At 64.4% G+C, this 17,703-nt stretch carries 18 protein-coding genes; 10 read left to right on the forward strand and 8 right to left on the reverse strand.

What is annotated here, in order from left to right:
* Nucleotides 1–170 precede the first annotated feature (170 nt).
* The 4 genes from AC2FL1_RS10725 to AC2FL1_RS10740 all read right to left on the reverse strand — a co-directional run bounded on the left by AC2FL1_RS10725 (nt 171) and on the right by AC2FL1_RS10740 (nt 4,714).
* Nucleotides 171–1,001, reverse strand: coding sequence for a methyltransferase domain-containing protein (locus AC2FL1_RS10725; protein WP_496824974.1), 831 nt, complete (start codon nt 999–1,001; stop codon nt 171–173).
* Nucleotides 1,002–1,362: 361 nt separating this feature from the next.
* Entirely contained in the window at nt 1,363–2,907 is a 1,545-nt protein-coding gene (locus tag AC2FL1_RS10730) for a Ppx/GppA family phosphatase (RefSeq protein WP_496824971.1), read from the reverse strand.
* Nucleotides 2,908–2,956: 49 nt separating this feature from the next.
* Nucleotides 2,957–3,646 carry a P-loop NTPase family protein gene (locus AC2FL1_RS10735; protein ID WP_496824969.1) on the reverse strand — a complete coding sequence of 230 codons (690 nt, stop codon included), beginning with the start codon at nt 3,644–3,646 and terminating at the stop codon, nt 2,957–2,959.
* Nucleotides 3,647–4,714 (reverse strand): AI-2E family transporter, encoded by a 1,068-nt coding sequence (locus AC2FL1_RS10740; RefSeq protein WP_496824967.1) that lies wholly within the window; start codon nt 4,712–4,714, stop codon nt 3,647–3,649.
* Between the two features lie 169 nt (nt 4,715–4,883).
* Between AC2FL1_RS10740 and AC2FL1_RS10745 the strand changes: the two genes are divergently transcribed.
* Complete coding sequence (locus AC2FL1_RS10745) at nt 4,884–5,699, forward strand: helix-turn-helix transcriptional regulator (RefSeq protein ID WP_496876907.1); 816 nt, start codon at nt 4,884–4,886, stop codon at nt 5,697–5,699.
* Between the two features lie 303 nt (nt 5,700–6,002).
* Complete coding sequence (proS, locus tag AC2FL1_RS10750; protein ID WP_496824963.1) at nt 6,003–7,397, forward strand: proline--tRNA ligase; 1,395 nt, start codon at nt 6,003–6,005, stop codon at nt 7,395–7,397.
* A 4-nt stretch (nt 7,398–7,401) separates the two neighbouring features.
* On the opposite strand, the gene AC2FL1_RS10755 is transcribed toward proS, so the two are convergent.
* Nucleotides 7,402–7,761, reverse strand: a complete 360-nt coding sequence (locus AC2FL1_RS10755; RefSeq protein ID WP_496824961.1) for a hypothetical protein — start codon at nt 7,759–7,761, stop codon at nt 7,402–7,404.
* 268 nt (nt 7,762–8,029) lie between these two features.
* On the opposite strand from AC2FL1_RS10755, the gene AC2FL1_RS10760 reads away from it, so the two are divergent.
* The 5 genes from AC2FL1_RS10760 to AC2FL1_RS10780 all read left to right on the forward strand — a co-directional run bounded on the left by AC2FL1_RS10760 (nt 8,030) and on the right by AC2FL1_RS10780 (nt 11,304).
* A complete protein-coding gene (locus AC2FL1_RS10760) occupies nt 8,030–9,316 on the forward strand; it encodes a lipoprotein-releasing ABC transporter permease subunit (RefSeq protein WP_496876908.1) in 1,287 nt (428 codons plus the stop codon).
* Nucleotides 9,309–9,995, forward strand: coding sequence for an ABC transporter ATP-binding protein (locus tag AC2FL1_RS10765; RefSeq protein WP_496824958.1), 687 nt, complete (start codon nt 9,309–9,311; stop codon nt 9,993–9,995). Before AC2FL1_RS10760 ends, AC2FL1_RS10765 begins: the two co-directional genes overlap by 8 nt.
* Before the next feature lie 85 nt (nt 9,996–10,080).
* Nucleotides 10,081–10,464 (forward strand): c-type cytochrome, encoded by a 384-nt coding sequence (locus AC2FL1_RS10770; protein WP_496876909.1) that lies wholly within the window; start codon nt 10,081–10,083, stop codon nt 10,462–10,464.
* Nucleotides 10,465–10,489: 25 nt separating this feature from the next.
* A complete protein-coding gene (locus tag AC2FL1_RS10775; protein ID WP_496876910.1) occupies nt 10,490–10,882 on the forward strand; it encodes a c-type cytochrome in 393 nt (130 codons plus the stop codon).
* A gap of 14 nt (nt 10,883–10,896) precedes the next feature.
* On the forward strand, nt 10,897–11,304 hold the full coding sequence (locus AC2FL1_RS10780) for a c-type cytochrome (protein WP_234143280.1): 408 nt from the start codon (nt 10,897–10,899) through the stop codon (nt 11,302–11,304).
* Nucleotides 11,305–11,371: 67 nt separating this feature from the next.
* On the opposite strand, the gene AC2FL1_RS10785 is transcribed toward AC2FL1_RS10780, so the two are convergent.
* The 3 genes from AC2FL1_RS10785 to AC2FL1_RS10795 form a co-directional block, all read right to left on the reverse strand.
* Nucleotides 11,372–12,055, reverse strand: coding sequence for a hypothetical protein (locus tag AC2FL1_RS10785; protein WP_496876911.1), 684 nt, complete (start codon nt 12,053–12,055; stop codon nt 11,372–11,374).
* A 157-nt stretch (nt 12,056–12,212) separates the two neighbouring features.
* Nucleotides 12,213–12,875: a DNA-3-methyladenine glycosylase I gene (locus AC2FL1_RS10790; RefSeq protein WP_496876912.1), complete on the reverse strand. Its 663-nt coding sequence runs from the start codon at nt 12,873–12,875 to the stop codon at nt 12,213–12,215.
* A gap of 62 nt (nt 12,876–12,937) precedes the next feature.
* A complete protein-coding gene (locus AC2FL1_RS10795) occupies nt 12,938–13,345 on the reverse strand; it encodes a PaaI family thioesterase (protein WP_496876913.1) in 408 nt (135 codons plus the stop codon).
* A gap of 228 nt (nt 13,346–13,573) precedes the next feature.
* On the opposite strand from AC2FL1_RS10795, the gene AC2FL1_RS10800 reads away from it, so the two are divergent.
* From AC2FL1_RS10800 to AC2FL1_RS10810, 3 genes are read left to right on the forward strand one after another with little or no spacing between them, the layout of a single operon-like run.
* Entirely contained in the window at nt 13,574–14,524 is a 951-nt protein-coding gene (locus AC2FL1_RS10800) for an ABC transporter substrate-binding protein (RefSeq protein WP_496876914.1), read from the forward strand.
* A gap of 9 nt (nt 14,525–14,533) precedes the next feature.
* Nucleotides 14,534–15,586, forward strand: a complete 1,053-nt coding sequence (locus AC2FL1_RS10805; RefSeq protein ID WP_496876915.1) for a quaternary amine ABC transporter ATP-binding protein — start codon at nt 14,534–14,536, stop codon at nt 15,584–15,586.
* On the forward strand, nt 15,583–17,646 hold the full coding sequence (locus AC2FL1_RS10810; protein WP_496876916.1) for an ABC transporter permease: 2,064 nt from the start codon (nt 15,583–15,585) through the stop codon (nt 17,644–17,646). Before AC2FL1_RS10805 ends, AC2FL1_RS10810 begins: the two co-directional genes overlap by 4 nt.
* Nucleotides 17,647–17,703 lie beyond the last annotated feature (57 nt).

Genomic DNA, 17,703 nt, shown 5'->3' on the forward strand with positions numbered 1-17,703 from the left:
TTGTGATTTTTGTGCGATATCACCATGGAACGGCTGCAATAGCAGACTTTCGGTCTGCAAATTTCAACGCTCGCTTCGTCCCGCACACCGAACACAAACCCCTTGCCAACACCTATGCGCCACAAACGGTTCTTTCCGCCGGTTGAATGGACGGTTAGGTTTTGACGAAACTACTGTTTGACGGCGTACATCTCGACCGGTTTGATGCGCCCCGCTTGCAGGTTGGCAATCATGTTGGGAATTTTCTCTGCGGTCGTTTGCTGCATGAGGACATGCAATCCCAGCGGTGGCGGAGATTTCTTACCTATGTTTGCCTTTTTCATCTTTGCGAAGAAATCAATCGCAAAGTCCCGTCGGTCGTTTTCCTGTCGCACCAAGAACCCGCCTTCTTCAAGCGCAGCGCGATAGGTTGCCGGGTCTGTCAAACAGCATGTCTCAGCAGACGACGCCCAGGGCACAGGATAGACAAGGTCTTCATCAATCGACCTCATAATGTCGTAGATGGCAAACGTCCCGCCAGGCTTCAGCACCCGGGCGACCTCCTTGAAGAGTGTATGTTTGTCTTCGATGTTCATCCCGACATGCATCATGTAGGCAACATCAAAATCGCCGCTCTCAAAAGGCATGGAGAGAGCGCTCGCGACCGAGAGGTTTACCTTGTCCGAAAGGTTCACCCATTGGCACAAGGCGTCACCGGTTTCGACATACTCCGGCGTCAGGTCTATGCCTTCGATCTGTGAACCGAAGGTGTGTGCGGCATAGCGGGCCGCGCCACCTAAACCGCAGCCAATGTCGAGCGCTTTGCTTGTTTCGGACAGATCAATTTGGTCGAAGAAGTGAACGGTTGCCGCGCGCCCGCCAATGTGAAACTCATCGACGGGGCCGAGGTCTTCGACACTTGCTTGTTCCGGTGTGATACCCTGAGCTTGCAGGCCACTGCGAATTGCAGCTGTGAGATTACCATGGCCATAGTGGGTTGCGACCTTCTCCTCAAAATTCATGTTTCTGTCGCTTCCATTGATTGTGAAAGGCTATAGCGTCGGAGTTGGATTGACGTTGTAACCAACATGGCGGCGTGTCACGGGTCTCGCGTATGCTCGCTTCTCCTTCATTGTGAACTTCCCAAAAACTACCGCCATAACGTTTTCGCCATAAACGGTCGTTTTTGTCACACGAGACCACTCAACTACTACTGTCGAAAAACCTCGTGTCACAAACCCATGGCAATACTCGCTTTGGTTTTGTCACGTTTTTGACCGCCAGCAGAGCGCGCGTGCTTGATCGAAACGCAAGATAAATGGCGCCTTCCCCCAAGCGGCAGCTTGCCACAAACCGGGGCGATTGCCGCACTGTCGCGCGCCCTCACTCCTCGATCAACACCTCGGACGTGGCCCCCAGCGCCGAGACCAGCGATTGGAACCGGGCCTCGGCCACTTCGCTGAACAAGGGTGCGGCCTCTTGCGGCAGGTGCAGTTCCAGTTTGCGCTTCTTGGGGTACCAGGTCAGCCGCCCCATCCGCGCGTCGCGTTTCAGCCAGAGCATGGCGCCAAAGCGCATTGCCTTGCCCAGGATCTCGGCCTGGGTCTGGCTCTTCTCGTCCAGCAGGTCATATATCGGGTCGAACCGGTTGCCCTCGCGCTTGTTGCGATAGCGGTGTTGAAGGGCAAGGCCGATAAAGACCCGTTCGGAATGCTTGAGCCCGCCCAGGTTGGCGCGGGTCACGTTGTCGAAACAGACTTCGGCGCGGTAGTCTGGATGCGCCCGCCAGCTGACATCGTGCAGCAGGCAGGCGGCCTTGATCAGCCGTACCCGCGGGCGGGGGGCGGATTTGAACAGCGGCATCACGAATTCAAAGAGCTGCTTGCCGAAACCGGGCAGGCGGGCGTCCTTGGATTCCGCGAAATAGCAGGCCTCGATCAGCGGGTCACGGTCGCGCAGCCGCTGCGGCATCTGTTCATAAAGCAGCCCCTCGCGGATCCCGTATGACGAGATGGCGATATCCTTGGGCTTGAACTCGCGGATCAGCCGGGCCAGCACGTCGATCGCAAAGGGCACCAGCGCCATGCGCGAGGCGGATACGCCGGCCTTGCTGCGCAGTTTGTCCAGGTCGGCCCGCTCAATATAGCGGGCGGTTTCATGCACGTCGCGCACGGTCATGCGGTATTCGTGCAGCACCTTGAGAGGATAGTTCCGCCGCAGCATGTCGACACGTGCGATGGCGCGCCAGCTGCCACCGACCAGGAACAGGCGGTCGCGCTGGGGGCCAAGCTGGGCGCGCAGGTCGTTCATCACCTGTTTGATATGTGCCTTGCGGCCCCGGCGACCGCCTGGCACGTCGCGCAGTTTCAGCGGCCCGAGCGGCGAGGTCAGGCGGCGTCCCACCTTGCCGCTGCCGATTTCGGCCAGTTCCATCGAGGCGCCGCCGATATCGCAGATCAGCCCATAGGCGCCGGGCCAGCCCAGCAGTACGCCTTGCGCCGACAGCCGCGCCTCTTCTTCACCGTCGATCACCTGGATCACAAGGCCGGTCTCGCGCTTTACCTCGGCGCAGAAATCGGCGCCATCCGCGGCCTCGCGGACGGCAGCGGTAGCCACTACCCGCAGGGGCGGCAGGTCCAGGTCGTCGGCCAGATGCTGGAACCGGCGTAGCGCGGCCAGCGCCCGCACCCGGCCTTCGGGGTTCAACCGCCCGGTCTCAGCAAGGCCGGCCCCCAGGGCGCACATGATCTTTTCGTTGTAGAAATAGGCGGGCGAACGCGCGGCCCCATCGAACACCACCATGCGGACCGAGTTCGAGCCGACATCCACCACGCCGATCCGCGACAGCGCCCGGACGCCGGGGTCGTCGAAAAGTGGTCTGCCGAAGGGCCCCCAGTCCGGGACGGATGTTTCCGTTTGCAGGTTCATGCGGCCCCCTGTCTTCGCGTGGGCAGAATGCGGGATTGAGGCATTGGGGTCAATTGCGGTGTCCGGCCGCACCGGGCTGGTCGTTCAGCAGCCGAACGGCCAGGGCACGGGTGATGTCGCGCTTTTCGGCCAGCGCGACGCGGTCCAGCGCCTCGACGGTACGGGCGGCAGCCTCGAAGCTGCGGTCCATGTGTTTCACCAGATACGAGATCACCTCGGGTCCCGGGCTGAGTTGCCGGTCGACGAACAGTTTGGCCAGTACAGCGCCCAGCAAGGCGTCGTCCGGCGGGTCTAGCGCCACATGCTGTGCACCCTCGATCCGGCTTTGCAGGTCAGGCAGGGCCAGGCCCCAGAATCCGGGCGCCTGCTGTCCGGTCAGCAGCAGTGGATGGCCATTGGCCAAGGTCAGGTTGTGCAGATGAAAGAGCAGTGCCTGACGCGCATCGTCGCCTGCCAGCAGCGGCACATCCTCCACCGCGACGGGGCCGGATGCCAACTCGGGAATATCGGCCTCGGCCAGGTGGGTTGCGGCGATGATACGCCCGCCGGTCTCGGCGGCCCAAACATGGGCCAGGTGGGTCTTGCCCGCGCCCGCCGGGCCGGTCAGCACCAGCTTGCCGCCGGGCCAGACTTGTGCGGAAATCATCGCCACCGCCAGCGCATTGGCGGGCGAGACGAAAAAATCCTCGCGTCCCAGCGCGGTCATCGCGGGGAGGTCGAAGCTGAGTTGTCGGGCCATTCAGTCGTCGTCCTGTCCGGTGAGGCCCCGATAGAGGCGGCTGCCCAGATACTGTCCCGTGGCGAAACGCGCAAGCACCCCCAGCGCCGCCGCGACGGGCACCGCGATCAGCATGCCGACAAAGCCGAACAGCGCGCCAAAGACCGACAATGCAAGCAACAGCCAGACCGGATGCAGCCCGACCGAACTCCCTACCAGCTTCGGGGTCAACAGGTTGCCTTCCACCACCTGACCCAAGGCAAAGATTGCCGCCACCAGCCCGATCGACAGCCAGTCGCCCCAGAATTGGAACAGCGCCAGCCCGATGGCCAGTGCACCCCCGATCAGCGCCCCAAGATAGGGGATGAAGGTCACCAGCCCGGCGATCAGCCCGACCACCAGCCCGAATTGCAGGCCGACGATCATCAGCGCCACCGCATAATAGGTTCCGAGGATCAGACAGACCGTGCCCATGCCGCGCACGAAAGAGGCCAGCACAGCGTCGATCTCTCCGGCCAGACGCCGGATCACCGGTGCATGATCGAGCGGCAGCAATTGGTCGATGCGCGCGATCATCCGGTCCCAGTCGAGCAACAGATAGACCGCAACCACCGGCACGATCACCAACAGCAGCACCACGTTGATGGCCGAGCCGACCGAACCGGCCAGGGTCTTGAGCAGGTCGCCCGAGCGCGACTTCAGCGTTTCCATCACCGAGGCGATCATCTGATGCGCGTTCGATTCGCGATCCAGCACCGAGGGGAAATGGGTGCTGACAAAGCTGCGCAGGTCCTGGAACAGTTGCGGCAGCACGTTGATGAGGTCGATCATCTGCGCGATCAATGCCGGCACCACCATCAGCACCATCAGCACGAACAGAAGCACCGAGGCGACCGTGATCACCGCGGTGGCCGCCGAACGCGACAGGCCCAGACGCTCCAGCCGGTCGGCCACCGGATCGACGAAATAGGCAATCGCACCACCGATCACAAACGGCAGCAGCACGTCGCCCAGCAGGTAGAGCACGGCGACAAAGACCACCGTTGCAACACCCCAGTAACGCAGTTGATCCTTTACGGGCAGAGCCATGCGGCCTCCGGCGCGAAGATTTCACTCATGCTTCGGTTTTGGCTTATGGTGTCTGGGCTTGCAAGCGCTGCCTTGGCCTGTGGGTTGCAAGGATGAGGATTTCCGCACTTGCATCGCGCCCTCTGGCAACCTGTCAACGGTAGGCGGGCAAAGATACAAAGGAACATCCGTGGCCGTACAGAACAATTCAAAGAACGGCGGCTTGCCCGCGTCCGGGGTGCTCGACCTCCTCAACCGGATGGCCGAGGCGACCGAGACCGAAACGGTCTGGACCCTGTTGGTCGACGCGATGGCGCCTTTTGGATTCGAGCGTGTCAACTACGCCCTGACACGCGGGCTTTCGGGGGCAAGCATCGGCGATCCGCATGACGTCTATATCCGCAGCACCCATTCCCCCGAACGGGTGCGGGCGCATCACGAAACCGGACGTTACCTGCGGACGGCGGAATATCGCTGGGTGCTGGAGAATGTCGGCGCGGTGTCATGGGGATGGGTCGCGCAAGAACGCGCCGCCGGGCGCCTGTCGGACAGCGAGTGCGCGGCCATGGATTCCATGCAGGCCCGGCGCAGGCGGGCGGGTATCTCGATCAGTTTCGCCGAGGGTGGGCGCCGCTACAAGGGCGCCATGGGGTTGGCCGCGCATACGCATGAAAGCCAGGAGGCACTGGATGCCCGCTGGCCCGAGATCTCGGCGCGGGTGCTGGCGATCTGCAACATGGCGCATCTGAAATTCTCGCAATTGCCGCTGCCAGTGCGCAGTGCCTGTCTGAACCAACGGCAGCGCGAATTGCTGGAATGGGTCGCGGATGGCAAGACCATGCAGGATATCCAGGTCCTGACCGGCCTGTCGGTCAGCGCCATCGAGAAACACCTGCGCAAGGCGCGCGACGCGCTTGGGGTGGAAACCACCGCACAGGCGGTGGCAAAGGCGGCTTTTCTAAACCTGATCTTTGTTACCTCGGACGTGGCCGAGACCAGGGGTTGAGGATTCCCGCACTGGCCAGCGGTGGATGCTCGGGGCAGGGTATCACGGCTCCGTGAGTGAATCTTCGACTGCGGGTGCCGATGCGGAAATTGCGCCGTACCGGCAATCTTAAACACCCGCTCGGGGCACCGGCCGATTAGCCGGTGGAGCGACCTGCACCGACCCTTCCCCAAGGGTCGGTGCGCTATCTTTCGCGCTCTGACCGGTTCACCCTCGCAGCGAAACCGCGCCTGGGCGATTGCCTGTTGCACGTCGATGTCATAGACCGCTTGCAAACGCCAAACTCATGAAAGACCCAGCACGATGCGCCTGTCGCGATATTTTCTGCCCGTATTGAAGGAAAACCCCGCCGAGGCCCAGATTGTCAGTCACCGCCTGATGCTGCGCGCCGGCATGATCCGGCAGGCCCAGGCCGGCATCTATTCCTGGCTGCCGCTTGGGTTCAAGGTGCTGCGCAAGCTGGAAAACATCGTGCACGAGGAACAGATCCGCGCCGGTCATATCCCGATGCTGATGCCGACCCTGCAATCGGCCGACCTGTGGCGCGAATCGGGCCGGTATGACGATTACGGCCAGGAGATGCTGCGCATCACCGACCGGCACGGGCGCGACATGCTGTTCGGCCCCACCAACGAAGAGCTGATCACCGACATCTTCCGCGGCCATGTCAGCAGCTACAAGGACCTGCCGCTGACGCTCTACCACATCCAGTGGAAGTTCCGCGACGAGATCCGCCCACGTTTCGGCGTCATGCGCGGCCGCGAGTTCCTGATGAAGGACGGCTATAACTTCGACCTCACCAAAGAGGACGCGTTGCACGCCTATAACCGCCATCTGGTCAGCTATATCCGCACATACGAGCGCATGGGCCTTCAGGCGATCCCGATGCGCGCCGACTCTGGCCCGATCGGCGGCGACGACACCCATGAATTCCTGGTGCTGGCCGAAACCGGCGAGAGCGAGGTCTTCTATGACAGCAAGGTGACCGACATCCGCCTGGGCGAACGCGAGATCGACTATGACAGTGTCGATCAGTGCCGCGCGGTGATGGAGGAGTTCACCTCGCTCTACGCCCGCACGGATGAGACCCATGACGAGGCGGTGTTCAACCAGATCCCCGAGGAGCGCCGCCGCAGCGCGCGCGGCATCGAAGTGGGGCAGATCTTCTATTTCGGCACCAAGTATTCTGAGCCGATGGGCGCCACCGTGCAAGGCCCCGACGGCAAGCCGGTGCCGGTGCATATGGGCAGCCACGGGATCGGTGTCAGCCGCCTGATCGGCGCCATCATCGAGGCCAGCCATGACGACAAGGGCATCATCTGGCCCGAGGGCGTGACGCCTTTCCATTGCGGTATCGTGAACCTGAAGCAGGGTGACGACGAGGCGGATGCGGCCTGCGACAAGCTTTATGATGCGCTCACAGCGCTCGGTCTGGAACCGCTCTATGACGACCGCAACGAACGGGCAGGGGGCAAGTTCGCCACCATGGACCTGATCGGTCTGCCGTGGCGGATCACCGTGGGCCCGCGCGGGCTTAAGAATGGGGTGGTGGAGCTGACCAGCCGCAAGACCGGCGAAAGCGTCGAGCTGAGCCCCGAAGAGGCGGTGAAGAAAGTGGCGGACATCTATGCACCGCACCACCCTCATCTGTCCCGCGAGGAACCGATGGCGGGGCGGTCGTTTCACACCTGGCTGTGACGGGTCAGTGAACCGGTGACCGGGTTGGCGGGTGGCTCAGCAGATCGCCATCCGCACAGGCGCCGGGACGGGCCAGAACGCAGGGCCGCCCCATGCGGGTCACCAGATCCTCCATCGCCAGCCCGAGAAAGCGCAAACCGCACAGGCGCTGGCCGCTGGCGCGCTCGATGACGCAGAAGGCCCCGCCGCGAAAGGCAAGGCCATAGCCGCGCCGTTGCATCGCCTCGATCAGTTCGGCCCAGGTTGCAGAGCCGTGGAACAGGGGCAACATGACCGCCCGCAGCAAGGCTGCGGTTTCACAGTCGAAACTTGCCGGTTGCGGCGCGGTCTTGGTGGACGGTGACATCGGTCGTGTCATGGTCATGATCACCTCAGCTCATATGCCCCAGTGTTGCGATGCTGGCAGACGTTGGTTGACGAGACAAAACCTGACGGAGCCTTGTGGTAATTTTGGTTAAAACTTTGGGTATTTCGGTGGCGAAACAGTGTGGAACCGCCTTACTGTTTCCACCCACGAAACGATGCGGCGGCTGGGCGGCGCTCCGCTGCGCGGCACAAGCGCCCGTCGCCAGAGGTTGACCGCGCCGCGCGGGCAACGCACTCTCCGCGCCAAACCCGAGCAGGAGCCACAAATGGCCAGACAACCGGCCCCCTTTGCCCCCTTTGAATGGAAGATCGCCTGGCGATATCTGCGCGCGCGCCGGGCCGAGGGCGGGGTCAGCGTAATGACCTGGATCAGCCTGATCGGCATCACGCTGGCGGTGTTCGCGCTGATCGCGACGCTGGCGGTGCGCTCGGGCTTCCGGTCAGATTTCGTGGGCACCATCTTGGGCGCCAACGCGCATGTGACGGTCTACAACCCCGGCGAAATCGACGCCAATGGCCGCATTGACCGGACCATCCCCAACTATGCCGAGATGGCCGCCCGGGTGGCCGGGGTCGCGGGCGTCACCCGCGCCGCGCCGCTGGTCAAGGGGCAGGTGATGGCCTCTGCCCAGAACCGCAACGCGGGTGTCGAGGTGTTCGGGATCGCTGCGGCCGATCTGGCCGCGCTGCCCGGCATCGTGAATACCGACCGCTCTTATGGCGACCTGTCCCGCTTCGATGAGGGCATCGCCCTGGGCTCGGGCGTGGCGCGCGAGTTGGGGGTTACCGTGGGCGACCGGATCAAGCTGATCTCGCCCAATGGTGCCCGCACGCCGATGGGCACCTCGCCCCGGGTGAACGCCTATGAGGTTGTCTATGTGTTCTCGGCCGGGCGTTATGACATCGACCGCACCCGCGCCTACATGCCCTTTGCCGAGGCGCAGGCCTATTTCAACCGTGAAGGCGTGGCCGACGAGATCGAGGTGATGGTGAGCGAGCCCGAGCGGCTGGACCGGGTGCTGATCCCGATCCTGAGTGCCGCCGGGGATGGCGCCCAGGTCTGGACCTGGCAGGACGCCTCGGGCGGTTTCCTGCGCGCGCTCGAGGTCGAGGACAACGTGATGTTCATCATCCTGTCGATCCTCGTGCTGATCGCCACCATGAACATCGTCTCGGGCCTGATCATGCTGGTCAAGAACAAGGGCCGCGATATCGGCATCCTGCGCACCATCGGCCTGAGCGAGGGGTCCATCCTGCGCGTGTTCTTCATCTGCGGCGCCTTTACCGGCATCCTGGGCACGCTGATGGGCGTGGTGCTGGGCTGCCTCTTTGCCATTTATATCGACCCGATCTTCTCTTTCGTGAATTTCGTGATGGGTGGCGGCGTCTGGGACCCGGCCATTCGCGGCATCTATGCGCTGCCGGCGGAACTGCGGCTGGCTGACGTGCTCAAGGCGGCGGGTCTGTCGCTGGGCCTCTCCTGTGTCGTGACCTATTTTCCAGCCCGCCGCGCGGCGCGGCTGAACCCGGTGGAGGCGCTGCGCTATGAGTGAGCCGACATTGCGCCTGAGCGGTATCGAAAAGACCTATCTGAGGGGGACACCTGGCGAGGTGCGCGTGCTGCGCGGCGTCGATCTGAGCGTCGGGCAGGGAGAGATGGTGGCGCTGGTCGCGCCCTCGGGGGCGGGCAAGTCGACGCTTCTGCATATCGCGGGCCTTTTGGACGTGCCCGATGCGGGTCAGGTTCAGATCGCCGGACAGGACATGACCGGGCGCGGCGACCGCGCCCGCACCGGGATGCGGCGGCGGGACGTGGGCTTTGTTTATCAATTCCACCATCTGCTGCCCGAATTCACCGCGCTGGAAAACGTGGTGCTGCCGCAGCTGGCCAATGGCGAGAGTGAACGTCAGGCTGAGGCGCGCGCGCGCGAGCTTTTGTCCCGCGTCGGGGTGGAAGGGCGCGCGGATCATCGCCCGGCGGCGCTGTCGGGGGGAGAGCAGCAGCGTGTGGCGTTCTGCCGGGCGCTGGCCAATGCGCCGCGCCTGTTGCTCGCGGATGAGCCGACCGGCAACCTCGACCCCGCAACCTCGGAGCAGGTGTTTGACGCGCTGGTCGAACTGGTGCGCGGCACCGGCCTGTCGGCGCTGATCGCTACTCATAACCTGGAACTCGCCGCGCGCATGGACCGGGTGGTGCGCCTGACCGAAGGGCGATTGTCGGCCGAAGGCTGAGGCGGCGCCACACGTTGATTTGGATCATGGCGCCGGGTGTCGCGCCGGGGCAGGCTGGCAGGGTAATCATAGTGGTCCGTTGAACATGCGCCTTCTGTTACCGGCCTTGCTCCTGCTCGCTGCATGCGCCCCCGAAGGATCGGGTGGTGCGCGGCTCTATGCCCGGCATTGCGCGGCTTGCCATGGGCCGACCGGCGCCGGGGACGGACCCGAAGCGTCGCGCTTGCCGGTGCCGCCCGCAGATTTGCGTGGCCTTGCAGACGCGCATGGCGGGCGGCTTCCGGCGGCGTCCGTGATGGCCACGATCCATGGCTATCCCGGCAAGGGGCATCTGGGCGCGATGCCAGAATTCGGGCCTTTGTTCGACGGCGAGACGGTCGCCGTTACCACAACTGATGGAAATGTCATCGCAGCACCGCGCGCAATAGTAGATCTGACCGCATATGTCGAAACGCTGCAAACGCCCTGAGGCGCGCAAACTGGAGGAGACCCTGATGAAGCCGTTTCTGCCTGCCCTGCTGATCTCGACCCTCGCCGCACCCGCCTTGGCGCAGGATGTGACCGAGGGAGAGCAACTCTACCGCCACCATTGCGCGACCTGCCACGGGATCGAGGCCACCGGGCACGGACCGATGGCGGGCGTTCTGGTGATCAGCCCGGCGGATCTGACGCGTCTGTCCGAGGATGGAGAGCTGCCTATCGTACGAATAGTACGACGCATCGACGGGCGAGACCCGCTGGTCAGCCATGGTAGCCCTATGCCGGTCTACGGCCCCTATTTCGAAGGGCGCGACGTGGCTATTAAGTCGGAAACCGGTCAGCCGATCTTGACCAGCCAGCCGATTGTCGATCTGCTGGCCTATATCGCGACGCTGCAAGAGAAATGAATGGGAGACAGGCCATGCGCGCCATACCCGCAACCGCTCTGATATTGGCTGTGATTGCGGCCTGTGCCCGGATCGACGCCATGCCCGGCCCCGCGGAAGGCGAACAGGTCTTTGCCGCAAATTGCGTGGCCTGTCACGATTATCGCGGGCAGGGAGCGGAATTGTCTGGCGGTGGCGAGGCGCCAGACCTGACCCGGATCGCGGAACGGCGGGATGGAGACTTTCCCCGGGCCGAGATCCTGACCAAGATTGATGGCTACGGGCGGGGCAAGGTGTCGGCAGAGATCATGCCAGCCTTTGGCGCCCTCCTCGAAGGAGAGTTGGTTCCGGTCGAGATCGACGGGGTCATGACGCCGACGCCGCGGCCACTGGCGGCGTTGCTGGCCTATCTGGAAAGTATCCAGGTGTCCGAGGCGGGGTAATCCGCGCGACCGGGGCGGAGGCGAAGAAAATTCGACGAATTTTCTTCTCTGGCGCTGCGTTGCAAGGTCAGTCGCAGATCCCATTCAGGTCCGCATCGCGCCAGGGCAGCAGCACGTCGCTTTCTCGACCCGACTGCGGCAGGGCGCTCACCGGCATCACCGCCGCCAGCATGTCATGCAGCCGACGCGTGCGCGGCGCCTCGGGGGCCAGCGCCCGGCAACAGACATATTCCTCGACGATGGCGCCCTGCTGCTCGTAGCCGTAGCTCAGGAAATCGGGTGCTTCGCGCAGGTCGAACAGATAGGGATCGTCGCTGGCCCCATGTTCCGCCGCCGCCCGCAGTGGGTGATAACTGGTGGCGCGCCGGTTCTGCCATTGCCAGACATGGGTCAGCTCATGTGCCAGCAGCATCGCGGCAATCAGGTTCACCCGACCGGGATAGTCCGGCATGTAGTCATCCAGATACCAGTCGCGCGCAAAATAGACCTTGTGGAACAAGGTTACGGCAGCGGGTTTGACCGTGACGATCTCTTCCTTCTGCAGCGGCAGGATCCGTTCGCGGCAGGTCACGCGCGGACGCGGCTTGCGGTGAAAGGTCACCGCGCCCACCGGCGCGCCCTCGACGAGGCGCACCCGCGAGATATCGAGCGCGTCGCCGTGCAGGCGGGTGGCAAAGGCGCGTTCGGCCTCGGTCAGCGGGCGGCCGCAGGCGGCAACCAGCAGCAGCAGGCAGAACAGGCGGAGGATCATGCGCGCGGGCCTCTTGCGGTTCGGGAAAGAACTGGAGCGCCCCTGCACGGTCCCGCCGCGCGCAGGGGTGAGCGGGCAGCGGCCACGCCACCCGTCCCTGTCCCGGACGCTAGCCAAGCGCCGACAGGTCGGGCAAGCGAAAAATCACGCGTCTCTCTCAAAGGCTCATCGCCAGCACCCGGCTGATTTCGGTCAACGAGCGGCCGGATTGTTCCATCCAGGTGTTGAAGGCGGCCTGGACCTGCGTCATCGCCTTTTTCGAGGTGGGCGCCTTGTCCACAACTCCTTCGGCGATCAACCGGGCGGTAACATCGCGCGACAGGATGAAACTGTCGCGCCCGGCAAAACGCATCGCATATTGCGCGGTGGTGCCGCCCAACCGGCTGCCCCGGCGCTTGAGCAGGTCGAGAAGGCCCACATAGTCGGTTGACGGCCAGCCGCCCAGCACCCGACCGGCGCCGCCTTCGTCCCGCAATTCCAGGAGAAAGGCCGCGTTGTCACGCACGGAGGTGATTTTTGTGCCGTTGCGCACGATGCGGGTGTCCTGCAACAGGGCGTCGAATTTCTCGTCATCCATCAAGGCGCAGCGGCCGATGTCGAACCCGTCAAAGGCGGCTTCGAACCCGTCCCATTTCGCCTCGATCACCTTCCAGTTGAAACCGGCCTGAAATACGCATTTGGTAATCACCGACAGCCAGCGGTCCTCGGGTATGGCGGTCAGTTCGGCTGGGGGTTTGGGCCGGGTCAGCTTGGCCTCCAGCGCCGCTTTGCCGCCATGACGCGCGGCGGCAAGGCCGAAGATCTCGTCAAAATGGTGCATGTCTCACCTCCGTGATCGGGGGCATGGTGCCACTCTGCCCAAGGTTGGGCAAGGCGCCCGTGTCACGGCGCGTAGAAGGTTGCGGTGGCGGTTGCGACCAGCTTGCCGCTGTCTTCCTCGTGCATGTCGGCGCGGGTAAAGACCAGCGCCTTGCCCGCGCGCACGACCTGGGCCCGGCACAGGATCGCCCGGCCAACGCCGGGGCGCAGGAACTGGGTGTGCAGGTCGGTGGTGGCAAACAGGCGAAGTTCGTCCTGCTGTGCGATGGCGGCCAGCGCCATGCTGGTATCGGCCAGTGCTGCCAGCGCCTGACCCGAGACAATGCCGCCCGCTCGCGCCAGATGCGGCCCCAGCGGCATTCGCACCAGCACGTGTTCGCGCCCTGCCTCCAGCACCTCGGGGTCGAGCGCCAGCACCCAATCGGCGAAATGTTCGCTCAGCAGCGCCTGGGCGGTTTGCGGGGTCAACATCAGCTGCGTCTCCTATGGGTTTGTCCGGGGTCGAGCATAGGCGCGGAGATCATCCGTCGCCAAGGCCATACAGGACCGAAGAGCGCGTCGCAAAAAAAATGCTCGACAAGAAGGGATGGTGTGATGATTATTGACTGACCAATCAATAAACCGCCATGCGAGGGACTGGTGACAGTTCCCCGGAATCGGCGGATAGTGCACCCAATCGGATCAACAGGGAGAAATGAGATGAAACGGGTAGGACTTGGACTTGCGCTGGCCGCGCTGGCAGGAGGCGTGAACGCCGCCGAAATGGGCGCATCGGACGAACCGATCAAGCTGGCGATCAACGAATGGACCGGGCAGCACGTGACCACGCATGTGGCCGGCGAGATGCTCAAGGCCGCGGGCTACAAGGTGGAATATGTCACCGCCGGCATGATGAACCAGTTCCAGGCGCTGGCCGATGGCGATATCCACGCCACGCTGGAAATCTGGTCGTCGAACGTATCGGACGAATATGCCAAGAAGGTTGCCGAGGGCACGGTGACCGAGATCGGCGACCTGGGCCTGAACGCGCGCGAGGGCATCGCCTATCCGGCGCATGTGGCCGATCTGTGCCCGGGCTTGCCGGCCTGGGAGGCGCTGAGGGATTGCGCGCAGGTCTTCGCTTCCGCCGAGACCCTGCCGATGGGCCGGCTGGTCGACTATCCCGCCGACTGGGGCACGCCGGGCGCTGACCGCATGACCGGTCTGGACCTGCCGATCAAGGCGGTGCCCGCGGGCTCTGAAGGGGCGCTGATCGCGGAACTGCGCGCCTCGACCGAGCGCAAGTCGCCGCTGCTCATCACCTTCTGGCAGCCCCATTGGGCGATGTCGGCCTATGACGTGAAGTTCATCGACCTGCCGCCGGGCGAAGAGGCCTGTTTCAACGATGCCTCCTGGGGTCCGAACCCCAATGCGGTCAACGATTGCGATTTCTCGCCCAGCCGCATCTTCAAGGCGTCCTGGTCGGGCTTTGCCGAGAAATGGCCCGCCGCGCACGAGATCCTTTCGAACTATCAGCTGAGCGTCGAGGCGCAGCAGCCGATGATGGGCGCGATCGATGTCGATGGCGGCAAGGTCGAAGAGGTGGTTGCCGCCTGGATGACCGAGAACGAGGGCAGCTGGCGCCCGGTCGTCGACGCTGCCACCAAGTGAGCCGCAGACGTGACTGAGGCGACAACGCCGGCCATCACCTGCCAGAATCTCTGGCAGGTGTTTGGGCCCGGTGCAAACGACGCCCTGGCCGAGGCATTGGCCCGGTCGGGCGGCGATGCCGAGGCCGCGGCGGCAGAGCTGCGCGGCAAGGGTCTGATCCCCGCCGTGCAGGACGCCAGTTTCGAGGTCCGCGAGGGCGAGCTGTTCGTGATCATGGGCCTGTCCGGGTCGGGCAAGTCCACCCTGATCCGCTGCATCTCGCAACTGCTGCCGGGCACCGGCGGCGAGATCCGGATCGAGGGCGACAATGTTGTCGGCGCGTCGAAAAAGCGCCTGACCGAGCTGCGCCGGCGCAAGCTGGGCATGGTGTTCCAGCATTTCGGACTGTTCCCGCACATGACGGTGGCCGAGAACGTGGCCTATCCGCTCAAGGTGCAGGGGGTGGGGCGCAAGGAACGCCGGGCCCGGGCGCAAGAGGTGATCTCGCTGGTAGGGCTCGAAGGGCGTGAGGACAGTTTCCCCCGCCAGCTGTCCGGTGGCCAGCGCCAGCGCGTCGGCATCGCCCGCAGCCTGGCGGTGAACCCCGATATCTGGTTCCTGGACGAGCCGTTCTCGGCGCTGGATCCGCTGATCCGGCGGCAATTGCAGGACGAGTTCCTGCGCATTCAGGCGACGCTGAAGAAATCCATCGTCTTCATTACCCATGACATCGCCGAGGCGCTGAAACTGGCCGATCGCATCGCGATCATGCGTGACGGCAAGATCGTGCAGATCGGCACACCGACCGAGATCGTGCTGAACCCGGTCGACGACTATGTGCGCGAGTTTTCCAAGGACGTGGCCAAGGGCCGCCATGCCAAGGTGGCCTCGGTCATGCGGGCAGGGGTCGAGGAACAGGGGCCGGACGATCCGGGCCTGACCGCAGGCATGACGCTGGACACCGCGCTGGCGCGCTGCATGCAGCTGTATCAACCGGTGCCGGTGCGCGATGCCAGCGGTGCCATCGTGGGCACGGTGCAACCCTCGGATCTGGCGGCTGCATTGCAGGTGGACGACACATGAGCGCCGTCGATATCCCGGTCCCGCGCGCGGCAGGGCTGACGGTGGGAACAAAGGCCGCGCTGATCACGGCGCTGGTCGGCGCGCTTTGCCTGGCGCTGGAGCCGGTGGCGCCCTGGCTGGGCGCCTGGCCCAAGGCCTGGGTGCTGCCCGCCACCGATTGGGTCGGGACGGTGATGACCGCCTTTCTGGCCTGGTTCAAACCGGTGGCGCGGCTCTTTTCGGCGGTGATGGTCTATCCGATGGATGCCGCCAACTGGGTGTTGAACGCGACCCCCTGGCCGCTGGTGATCGGTATCGTCACCGCGCTGGGCTGGTATCTGGGCGGTGCGGCAATGGCGGCGCTGGGGCTTGGCGGTCTGGGCTTCGTGCTGGCCTCGGGCTATTGGCACGAGGGGATGAACACGCTGGCGCTGGTGGCGGTTTCGGTGCCGCTGGCGCTGCTGGTGGGCGGGGCGATCGGCATCCTCGCCAACGAGGTGCCGCGCATCCGGAGCGCGGTGCAGGCGGTGCTGGATATCATGCAGACGGTGCCGACATTTGCCTATCTCACGCCATTGCTGGCGCTGTTCGGTTTTGGCCCGGTGGTGGGGCTGATCGCCTCGGCGATCTATGCCGCGCCGCCGATGGCGCGCAACGTGATGCTGGGGCTGGAGCGGGTCGAGGCCGAGGTCAAGGAAGCCGCAATCATGTCCGGCGGCACCCGCATGCAGCAGCTGTTCCAGGTCGAGATCCCCTCGGCCTCGCGCCAGATCATGGTGGGGTTCAACCAGTGCCTGATGGCGGCGCTGAGCATGGTGATCATCGCCGCCGTCATCGGCGGGTTCAACGATATCGGCTGGGAAGTGCTGCTGACCATGCGCAAGGCGCAGTTCGGCGCGGCCTTGCTGGCGGGGATGGTGATCGTGGCCTTTGCGGTCATCATCGACCGGATGAGCGCGGTGCTGGCGACCGAGCGCAAGCGCCATGACATCCGCGTGGTCTGGGCGCTGCTGGGGCTGGCCTTGACCTTTACGCTGGTGTTCTGGACCCGGCTGCCGGCGGCCTCGGATCTGACCCTGCTCGACCCGGTGGCGGTTTCGCTGGATCAGGGGCTGACCCGGTTCACCCAGGCCAATGGCGCGGCGCTTGATGCGCTGAAGAACAACACGCTCTACTACGTGCTGCTGCCGCTCAGGATCGGGCTGGATCAGGCGGTTCTGCCCTTTACCTGGGGCTTTTCCTGGACCCCGCAGATGAGCGGCGCGCTGTTTGCGCTGGGCGCGGTGCTGGCGCTGGGCATGGCCTGGTCGGGGCGCGCAAGCGCCGGGCTGATGATCCTGATCGCGCTAGGCATGATCGAGACCGGTATCACCAATCTGCCCTGGCCCTTCGTGCTGACCGGTGCGGCGGCGCTGGGATACGTTGCGGGGGGTCGGCGGCTGGCGCTGATGGTGGTGATCCTGCTGGGCACCATCCTTGTGTCGGGCCTGTGGGACCGGGCGCTGTTGTCGCTCTATCTCTGCGGCGCTTCGGTCTTTGCCTGCGCGGTGCTAGGCGGCGGCATCGGCGTGGCCAGCGCGGTCTGGTCCCCGGTCTGGCGCGTGGTGCGTCCGATCTGCGACATGTTGCAGACCATCCCTCTGTTCGTCTTCCTGATCCCGGTGCTGATGGTGTTCCAGATCGGCGAGTTCTCGGCCTTTCTGGCGATCTGCGCCTATGCGATCGTGCCGATGATCCGCTACACCCGCCACGGGCTGGTGGACACGCCGGACGAGATGATGGAGGCCGCGATTTCCAGCGGCGCCACCGACTGGCAGATCCTGCGCGATGTGCGCGCGCCCTATGCGGCGCCGACCATCCTCTTGGGGCTGAACCAGACCATCCTCTATGCCTTTTCGATGCTGGTCATCGCGGCGCTGATCGGGACCACCGGTCTGGGCCAGTCGATCTATCTGGCGCTGGGGCAGGCGGATGTGGGGCTGGGCATCTCGGCCGGTGCGGCGATGGCCATTCTCGCGCTGATCGCCGACCGGCTGGTGCAGGGCTTTGCCGAGGAGCGGCGCAAGGCGCTGGGCCTGTGAACCCGTGCGGGCCCGGCTTGACTTCGGTTAAGGCCGGGCCTTTGCTGCCGCCCTAGA

It is taken from the genome of Ruegeria sp. YKSF070, from assembly GCF_059612725.1.

What these genes read in the sequence shown, in the direction of transcription:
- AC2FL1_RS10725 (WP_496824974.1), bottom strand. Translation starts at nt 1,001, where the DNA reads ATGAATTTTGAGGAGAAGGTCGCAACCCACTATGGCCATGGTAATCTC.
- AC2FL1_RS10730 (WP_496824971.1), bottom strand. Translation starts at nt 2,907, where the DNA reads ATGAACCTGCAAACGGAAACATCCGTCCCGGACTGGGGGCCCTTCGGC.
- AC2FL1_RS10735 (WP_496824969.1), bottom strand. Translation starts at nt 3,646, where the DNA reads ATGGCCCGACAACTCAGCTTCGACCTCCCCGCGATGACCGCGCTGGGA.
- AC2FL1_RS10740 (WP_496824967.1), bottom strand. Translation starts at nt 4,714, where the DNA reads ATGGCTCTGCCCGTAAAGGATCAACTGCGTTACTGGGGTGTTGCAACG.
- proS (WP_496824963.1), top strand. Translation starts at nt 6,003, where the DNA reads ATGCGCCTGTCGCGATATTTTCTGCCCGTATTGAAGGAAAACCCCGCC.
- AC2FL1_RS10755 (WP_496824961.1), bottom strand. Translation starts at nt 7,761, where the DNA reads ATGACCATGACACGACCGATGTCACCGTCCACCAAGACCGCGCCGCAA.
- AC2FL1_RS10760 (WP_496876908.1), top strand. Translation starts at nt 8,030, where the DNA reads ATGGCCAGACAACCGGCCCCCTTTGCCCCCTTTGAATGGAAGATCGCC.
- AC2FL1_RS10765 (WP_496824958.1), top strand. Translation starts at nt 9,309, where the DNA reads ATGAGTGAGCCGACATTGCGCCTGAGCGGTATCGAAAAGACCTATCTG.
- AC2FL1_RS10770 (WP_496876909.1), top strand. Translation starts at nt 10,081, where the DNA reads ATGCGCCTTCTGTTACCGGCCTTGCTCCTGCTCGCTGCATGCGCCCCC.
- AC2FL1_RS10775 (WP_496876910.1), top strand. Translation starts at nt 10,490, where the DNA reads ATGAAGCCGTTTCTGCCTGCCCTGCTGATCTCGACCCTCGCCGCACCC.
- AC2FL1_RS10780 (WP_234143280.1), top strand. Translation starts at nt 10,897, where the DNA reads ATGCGCGCCATACCCGCAACCGCTCTGATATTGGCTGTGATTGCGGCC.
- AC2FL1_RS10785 (WP_496876911.1), bottom strand. Translation starts at nt 12,055, where the DNA reads ATGATCCTCCGCCTGTTCTGCCTGCTGCTGCTGGTTGCCGCCTGCGGC.
- AC2FL1_RS10790 (WP_496876912.1), bottom strand. Translation starts at nt 12,875, where the DNA reads ATGCACCATTTTGACGAGATCTTCGGCCTTGCCGCCGCGCGTCATGGC.
- AC2FL1_RS10795 (WP_496876913.1), bottom strand. Translation starts at nt 13,345, where the DNA reads ATGTTGACCCCGCAAACCGCCCAGGCGCTGCTGAGCGAACATTTCGCC.
- AC2FL1_RS10800 (WP_496876914.1), top strand. Translation starts at nt 13,574, where the DNA reads ATGAAACGGGTAGGACTTGGACTTGCGCTGGCCGCGCTGGCAGGAGGC.
- AC2FL1_RS10810 (WP_496876916.1), top strand. Translation starts at nt 15,583, where the DNA reads ATGAGCGCCGTCGATATCCCGGTCCCGCGCGCGGCAGGGCTGACGGTG.